The organism is Nocardia anaemiae NBRC 100462 (assembly GCF_001612725.1).
GTDB classification, from domain to species: domain Bacteria; phylum Actinomycetota; class Actinomycetes; order Mycobacteriales; family Mycobacteriaceae; genus Nocardia; species Nocardia anaemiae.
In genome coordinates this window covers 67,512-74,571 of sequence record NZ_BDAZ01000071.1, presented here as the reverse complement: position 1 = coordinate 74,571, position 7,060 = coordinate 67,512, and the positions used below count along the sequence as shown (strand labels likewise).

At 67.3% G+C, this 7,060-nt stretch carries 5 protein-coding genes and 1 pseudogene; 5 read left to right on the top strand and 1 reads right to left on the bottom strand.

The window, feature by feature from the left end; translation table 11 throughout:
- Window positions 1–141: 141 nt before the first annotated feature.
- Window positions 142–771 (bottom strand): TetR/AcrR family transcriptional regulator, encoded by a 630-nt coding sequence (locus tag NA5_RS33200; protein WP_062992974.1) that lies wholly within the window; start codon window positions 769–771, stop codon window positions 142–144.
- 233 nt (window positions 772–1,004) lie between these two features.
- Between NA5_RS33200 and NA5_RS33195 the strand changes: the two genes are divergently transcribed.
- The 5 genes and pseudogenes from NA5_RS33195 (at window position 1,005) to NA5_RS33180 (ending at window position 7,048) form a co-directional block, all read left to right on the top strand.
- Window positions 1,005–2,213 (top strand): M28 family metallopeptidase, encoded by a 1,209-nt coding sequence (locus NA5_RS33195; RefSeq protein WP_062992973.1) that lies wholly within the window; start codon window positions 1,005–1,007, stop codon window positions 2,211–2,213.
- The gene (locus NA5_RS33190; protein ID WP_062992972.1) at window positions 2,206–3,159 is read left to right on the top strand and encodes an enoyl-CoA hydratase/isomerase family protein; all 954 of its coding nucleotides are present in this window, start codon (window positions 2,206–2,208) and stop codon (window positions 3,157–3,159) included. The genes NA5_RS33195 and NA5_RS33190 overlap by 8 nt, the downstream gene beginning before the upstream one ends.
- Before the next feature lie 60 nt (window positions 3,160–3,219).
- Complete coding sequence (locus NA5_RS33185; RefSeq protein WP_063813742.1) at window positions 3,220–4,179, top strand: NAD(P)H-binding protein; 960 nt, start codon at window positions 3,220–3,222, stop codon at window positions 4,177–4,179.
- Window positions 4,085–4,534: pseudogene (locus NA5_RS43075) on the top strand (AIM24 family protein); the annotation flags it as partial. The gene NA5_RS33185 and the pseudogene NA5_RS43075, both read left to right, overlap by 95 nt.
- An 81-nt stretch (window positions 4,535–4,615) precedes the next feature.
- A complete protein-coding gene (locus tag NA5_RS33180) occupies window positions 4,616–7,048 on the top strand; it encodes a hypothetical protein (protein WP_062992970.1) in 2,433 nt (810 codons plus the stop codon).
- Window positions 7,049–7,060 lie beyond the last annotated feature (12 nt).

Here is a 7,060-nt window from a genome sequence, read left to right as displayed (position 1 = left end):
GGGCTGACGCGCAAGAGGTCACGCGAGACGGACGTCTGCGGTGGTGAGGCCGAAGACCCTTCCCCTCCTGTTGCCCACGACGAAACCGACAGCCCCGCCCCGCACCTCGCGCAGATGCCTTTCGACCACGGACACCTCGGACTATGGCGTGGCGTGCGCCCCCGGCCAGGTGGCGCGCAGGCCGCGGAGCATTGCGAGGACGATCTGTTCGGTCTCCTCGGCAGCTCGTTCCGCGCTCTGCGACGACGCGACGTACAGCACGGCATTGCAGTACAGCTCGAACAGCAGGTTCGACGCGGCCTCGACAGGAACCGAATCGCCGATATCGCCACTGCGCATCGCCCCGGCGAACATGCCTCGGATCAACGGCAAGGCGGTTTCCTCATCGATCGCACGGATCCGGTCCCCGTCGAGCACGCTCCGAACCTGCCGCAACAAGGCCCTCGCGGTCGAGTCCGCGACATAGCCGTGCAGAAAAGCTCGCGTTCCGGCCTCGACACGCGACCAGAAATCCGGGCCCTCCCCCATCTCCTCCACAGCATGGCGCATCACTTCGGCCTGCGTGTTGCGGAAGACCTCGGCGAACATCTCTCGCTTGTCGTGAAAGTGGTGGTACACGGCGCCTTTGCTCGATTGCGACAGGCGCGCGATGTCCTCCACAGAGGTTGCTTCGAACCCGTCACGCACGAACAACGTCGACGCGGCCTCCAGGACTGCCGCTCGCGTGAGCGCTGCGTAGATCCGTCGTCGGCCGCCCTTGACTTCGTTCATAGACCCGAGAATACTCACAGACTACGAGTCTGTTAAAGACTCATAGTCGGCTAATCGGAGGTGCTTGTAGTGAAGGAATTCACGCTGTCCACAGGCCGGATTCGATATCGCGACCACGACGAGGGGCAAGGATCGTCTTGACGAATCCACCACTCTCGTCCGCGAATTGACCGTTTCATCGCTGCCACCGCGTCGACCCAGAACTCGACCACTCCGCGCAAGGAACTCGACCGATGACCTCCACCCACATTCCCCGGAACCCTCGTCCTCCAGCACCGACCGCATCGGACCGCGATGTCCGTGATCGGCTGGCCCGTGACATCGACTTCCTCTGCGCACTCGACCGGCGCACGGGCCGCGACGGCGAACAACGATCCGCTGCATACATCGCCGAACGCCTACGCCAGGCCGGAGCGCACGACGTGGCCGAGTCCATATTTCGCACCCAGCCGTCCTGGACCCCGGTACATGTGGCGCACATCGCGGCGGGAATGATCGCGGCGGCGCTGCCCGGTAGCACCGCACGCGTCGTTAATGCCGCAGTCGCCGCATCGTACGAACTCGACGTCTCCGGACGCAGCCAATGGTCGCGGCGGTTTCTGCCGGGTGCGCGCGGTACCTCGGTGTCGGCCCGGATCCCCGCTGCGGCCGAGGCGCGGCGGCATCTGGTTCTCGTCGCCCATCACGACGCTGCGCAGACAGGCCTCGTGTGGGGACCTGCCGCAGTGGCGGCCAGCCGGTATCTGTCACGGCAGACCGGTCGTGCCATTCCGAGCCATCTGCCGGCGCTGGCCGCACTCTCGGCGATGGCCGTGCCGTCCCGCAGTGTCCGTACCGCTGCCTGCGCCGTACTCGCCGGCACGGCAGCGCTGATGATCCAATCGATGCGCAGCCCAACCACGCCCGGCGCCAACGACAATGCCAGCGGTGTAGCGACGGTTCTCGAGCTGGCACGCCGCCTCGCCGCTGCGCCGCTGCCGGAGACCGAGATCCATCTGGTCCTCCCTGGCGGCGAAGAGGTCGGCAGCCTGGGGATCCAGGCCTGGCTCGAGCACATCGACGGCCGGCTCGACCCGCAGCGGACTCTCGTGGTCAATATCGACGCCGTCGGCAGCCGGGGGCATCTCGTCGTCGCACGGCACGAAAGCCTCACCGGCCGCATCGCCGGCGGGTGTGTGGAGCGCGCGGTCAACACCGCGGCCGAGGCCGACATAGAGATCAGCACCGCGACCCTGCCCAACCCCACCGACGCCGTCGCGCTCACTCGTGCCGGACTCCCCACTATTTCCCTGCTGTCCGGCGAGGACGGCTGGATCAGTCACCTGCATCGCATGTCGGACACGATCGACAACGTCGATTGGCAGACGGTGAACGATGCGGTCACTCTTACCGAGCTGATCGCCAAGGGCTGGGACGGATGGGGGCACTCCACCTATGAGTAGCTCGCGCCGACTCCGCACTCGCCACCGGGGCCGCGTACTGATCGTCGAGTTCGACAACCCACCGCGGCATTTCTACGACGAGCAGACCAGCATCGAGCTGGAAGCGCTGACCCGAGCGGTGCAGCGCGACCGCACAGTGGGGGCGGTGCTGTTCACTGGGCGCGGCAGTTCCTACCTCACCCATTTCGACGTGCCGACCATGGTCAGAGCCGCACGGACGACACGGTTCCGAGTCGGATATCCCTGGGCGGTGATGACGGTATCGGCGGGCCGCCTCGCCGTCCGGAGCCAGCTCGCAAACCGTGTCCTCGCCAGCACACCGGCACGCGATCTCATGGTTCTGGCCCGCACCTACGCCGCACTGGACCGGCTCAATCGATCCGACAAGGTCATTGTCACCGCGATCAACGGAATGGCCTTGGGCATGGGGTGCGTATTCGCGCTCGCCTGCGACATTCGCCTCACCGCCGACGACATCGAACTCGGCCTCCCGGAATCGGCCCTCGCCGTGCTCGCCGCCGGCGGGGGGACTCAGCGCCTGATACGGGCCGTGGGAACCAGTCGAGCGCTCGACATGCTCCTCGACGGCCGGCGACTGACCGCAGCACAAGCCCATGAGCTCGGTCTGGTCCACTACGTCGTGCCCGGCGATGAACTACGACGATACGGATTCGCCGTCGCCGACCGGCTCGCCCGGCGCTCCTCGGTGGTCAACCGCGAGATCAAACGTGCCGTCTACCGTGCGGGCACCCGCCCGCTTCCCGCAGCACTGCGCAGCGAGGCCGCCGGATTGGTGACGACGCTGACGTCCCGCCAGGCGCTGCGAAGCCTCGATGCCTATCACCGTCACCTGTCGAGTCAGGACGAGCTCACCGACGACGCGGTCATCGGTGGCTGGATTCCTCTTCTCGAGGACGGCGTGCCACCGGAGGATCGCAGTCGCTGATGCTCCGGCTCACGTCGTTGTGACAGTGCCCAGCTCCCCGAACCCCCTGGAGGACTGACGATGAAAATCCTCGTTACCGGAGTCAGCGGCCTTGGCGGACATCTCGCGCCGCACCTGATGGCGGCCGGCCACGACATCGTCGGCCTCAGCCGCGACCCCCGGCGTGTCTCGGTCGATGTGCCGGTCGTCCAAGCCGACGCGGCGACCGGGGCCGGTCTCGACGATGCGATGCAGGGAGTCGACGTCGTCTACTTCCTGATCAACACCTACGAGCAATCGAACAGCGAGGGGTTCGCCGCACGCGACCGCCGAGTCGCACACAACATCGCGGACGCGGCACGCCGATGCGGCGTCGGCCGCATCGTCTACCTCGGCGTTCCATCGACAACCGACTCACGGAACACAAGCGAACACATGACCAGCCGACTCGAGGTCGAGGACATTCTGCTCGAAGCGACGCCGAACTCCGTCGGAGTCGGGGTGTTCACCATCGTCTCGCCCCGCAGCCGATCGTTTCGTGTGCTGCTGCGGACGCTCGACGCCAATCCCCTCGTCCCCCTACCACCTTGGCGAAACCACCACATCCAGCCCATCGACATCCGTGATGTCTTCGCCTGCCTCGTCGCAGCCGGTACCGACCCCGATGTCGGCGGGAGAAGACTGCGCATCGGTGGGCCCGAGACGATGACATGGGAGGCGTTGCTACGGCTCATCGCACAGAAAATGGGGAAACGACGGGCATTCCTTCCGATACCGTTGAACTACCCGCGCCCCCTGCGGCACTACCTGGCCGTCAAGAACGGGGGCAACCCGGCGCTCGCGCTGCCCTTGATGGACAGCATGGCTACCGGCGATGTCGTCGTCGACCACAACGATGCCGAAACCCTGGGTATTTCATTGCATTCCATTACGCAGACGGTCGAGCATGCAATCGCGGAATACAGCACCGGCTCATGGCAGCGAACCGAAGGCGTCCCGATGGAACCAACGCTCGATCAACGACGGCGGGGCAAGGCATGATCCGCGAAGCTCTCGCCCAGCAGCCCCGAATAGATTTCGAATACCTATCGATCTCGCAGGCCGCTCAACCTTCGCCACGGACTTCACCGGTCCTCATCGTGCGGTGACACCGCCAGTCGACCGACATCCACGTGGGCTGGCATCGACAACAGCTCGATCCGCGCTTGCTCAGGTGAAAGCCGGTGCTCTACAACGGAATACGCGACCCGAGCGAACGGGAGCGATGATGGATGCCAGAATCATCGGCACTGTGATGCCGGTCCTCGAGGTCACACTCACCCCAGGGGAAGCCCTGCTCGCGGAGGCTGGGCAGTTGTCGTGGATGAGCGACTCGATCAGGCTCCATACCTCGACGAGGGGAGGCGGCGCGCGGCGAATTAATGAATTAGTCTGGGAACAACCGCGAGTTGAGGCGGACGGGGAGGGTGGGACACAGATGTTGCGGGAATTCGAGCGGAAACTCGAACAGGCCGATGCGGAGCCGGAGCCTGCGGAACGCGCGCGTCGGATCGTCGCGACGATCCACGAGTTCCTGGCGCTCGGCGAGGACCGCGAGCTGTCCGCCGAGCGCGTGCGGCTGTTCGCCCGCGCCGATGAGGTGGCGGAGTTGGCCCCGGACGCCGCGGTGCGGCTGTTTGCCCGTCTGACCGGATTTTTCGGCTTGCACGAGAGCCGGGCTCATCTCGTGCTCACCGCGTGGCTGAATGCACCCGAGGCGACGACCTTCGCTCAGACCTGGGCGGCAGCGAACGAGATCCTCTCGGAATCGCAAGATCTCGCGGTGTGGCTGTCGAACACCGTGCGCGCGGCGGGCGCAGGTGTCGCCCCGGAATTCCTGACACTGGCCCGTACCCACCTGGTCGAGCTGGTGGACGCCGATTTCAGGGCCTACGAGTTCTCTGGCGCGACCTCCCCGGTGTGGATGCTGATGTCCGCGCTCGGACCGTCCAATCGCCCGGACTGGTTCCTGCACTTCGGCGACCGGGCGGCCGAACGCGGCGACGAGGCCGAGGCAGCCCGCCGCTACGAACTCGCCGATCGCTTCGGCGCAGGCGACCGCGCCCGGAACCGACTCCGCCGCCTATACGATCTCGCCGCCTACCACCGCCTGCGCCAAGGCATTACAACCCCCGATAAAGTCAAAGGCCCCGGTACCCCGAGCCCCTACCGCCACCTGGCCCTGGCCACCGCCGCCGTCATGGACGGCCGGTCGCCCACCGCCTCCCTCACCGAGGTGATCCGCCACGGCGGCAGAGATCTCCAACCGCTTGCGAAATTCCTCGCCGCCCTGACCTGCCTGCGCGCGGGCGACCGTGACACCACCCACGCCCAGCTACGGGAACTCTCGGCGGCCCTATCCGAATCTCCTGTCCTCGACGAGGATGTCGCGCTCGGCGCGAATGTGCGGCTGGTGCTCGGGGCGCTGGAGGAGGACGACGAGCTCATCGTGAGCGGGGCAAGGGAGTTGGTGCGCCGGTTCGGGGCCGGGTGGCCGGAGCTGTCGATGGTGGAGGCGGCCACGGTGCTGACGGCGGTAGCGCGACGGGATGCGAGACTGCTACCGGAGTTGCTCGGGAGCGGGAATCTGCACGATGCGGGCGGGCGCCTGGATCGGCTGCGGATCGATACGGCGCGCGATTACTTGGCGAAAGCGGCTCGGGCAACTGTCTTCTCACGGTCCGACGAGGCGGACGAGCTGATCGCGCGGACGCGGCAACTGCTGGCCGGGGCGGGCGGCGCGGATGCCGACGAACTGCGGACCACAGCGACGCATATCGCCGATACGGCGGCCCGGCTGCGGGATATCGCCGCGCCGGAGCGGCCGCTGGATCGGCTCGCCTATGCCGCGCTGCGTGCCGACGGGGTGGTGCAGCCGTGGACGGACACCGCGCTGCGCCTGTGGCGGGACCACGCCGCCGAGGATCGCGGCGAGGCTGATTCGCACAGCCTGCATCACCTGGCCATTGCCGAGCATGCGCGCGCCTATCAGCTCGAAATTGCCGGTGATGACGGTGCATTCGAGTCTTGGCGACAGGGGCATGCTGCCTGGGCACGGGTGTGGGCCGACGATCGGTTCTGGGAACGGTTGCGCACCCGGCTGAAGGCCGTGGCCGCCGACAGCACCCCCGAGGAGGTGGCCCGCGTCGTCGGCGAGGCCCGTGGCGAGCTGCCCGCCCAGGTGCTCGAACCGCATGTGACCCGCGTGCAGGAGCTGCGCCGCGACCAGTTGCCCAGGGCGCGTGCGCATCTGGACCTGATCCGCACCGCCCCGTTCGCACCCGCGGATATCGCGCGGGCCCGCGGCCGCTTGGCCCGCGAGGCCGGGGTGCAGATCCGTCGGCTCAGCCGGGAGGGGCAGCACGACCGGGCGCTGCACGAGGCGCAGGCGTGGATCGAGATCGATCCAGACAATATCCCGCTGGCCGAGCAGGCCCTCGATGTGGGCATCGAGGTGGTGGAGACCGAGCACCGGCGCGGCGAGGACTGGGCCGAACGCTCCCGGCCGAGCCTGGAACGCATTGCGGCGCTGGTCGAGCCGCTCTGCTCCGAGCTGGGCCTCACCGCGCGGCAGCTCAACACCCGCGGCCGCCCTAGCACCGACGACCAGGACCAGCTGGCCTTCGCAGCGAAACTCGCCCGCCACGAATTCTGGCTGGGTGCGGCCACCTTGGTATCCACCATCGACCGCACACAGGCCAATCCGTACGCGGACCGCACTGGATTCCGCACCGCCCTCGAGCACTTCAAAACCGCGCTGACCCTCGGCGTGCCCGCCATCGCCCCCTACTCCAGTGCGCGCGAGCTGCTCGTGGCCGCCGGGAAATGGGAGCGGGCCACCCAGGGCGGCAGCGTCGTGGGCTTCTTCTGACGAGATCGGAGC

What these genes read in the sequence shown, in the direction of transcription:
- NA5_RS33190 (WP_062992972.1), top strand. Translation starts at nt 2,206, where the DNA reads ATGAGTAGCTCGCGCCGACTCCGCACTCGCCACCGGGGCCGCGTACTG.
- NA5_RS33195 (WP_062992973.1), top strand. Translation starts at nt 1,005, where the DNA reads ATGACCTCCACCCACATTCCCCGGAACCCTCGTCCTCCAGCACCGACC.
- NA5_RS33185 (WP_063813742.1), top strand. Translation starts at nt 3,220, where the DNA reads ATGAAAATCCTCGTTACCGGAGTCAGCGGCCTTGGCGGACATCTCGCG.
- NA5_RS33200 (WP_062992974.1), bottom strand. Translation starts at nt 771, where the DNA reads ATGAACGAAGTCAAGGGCGGCCGACGACGGATCTACGCAGCGCTCACG.
- NA5_RS33180 (WP_062992970.1), top strand. Translation starts at nt 4,616, where the DNA reads ATGTTGCGGGAATTCGAGCGGAAACTCGAACAGGCCGATGCGGAGCCG.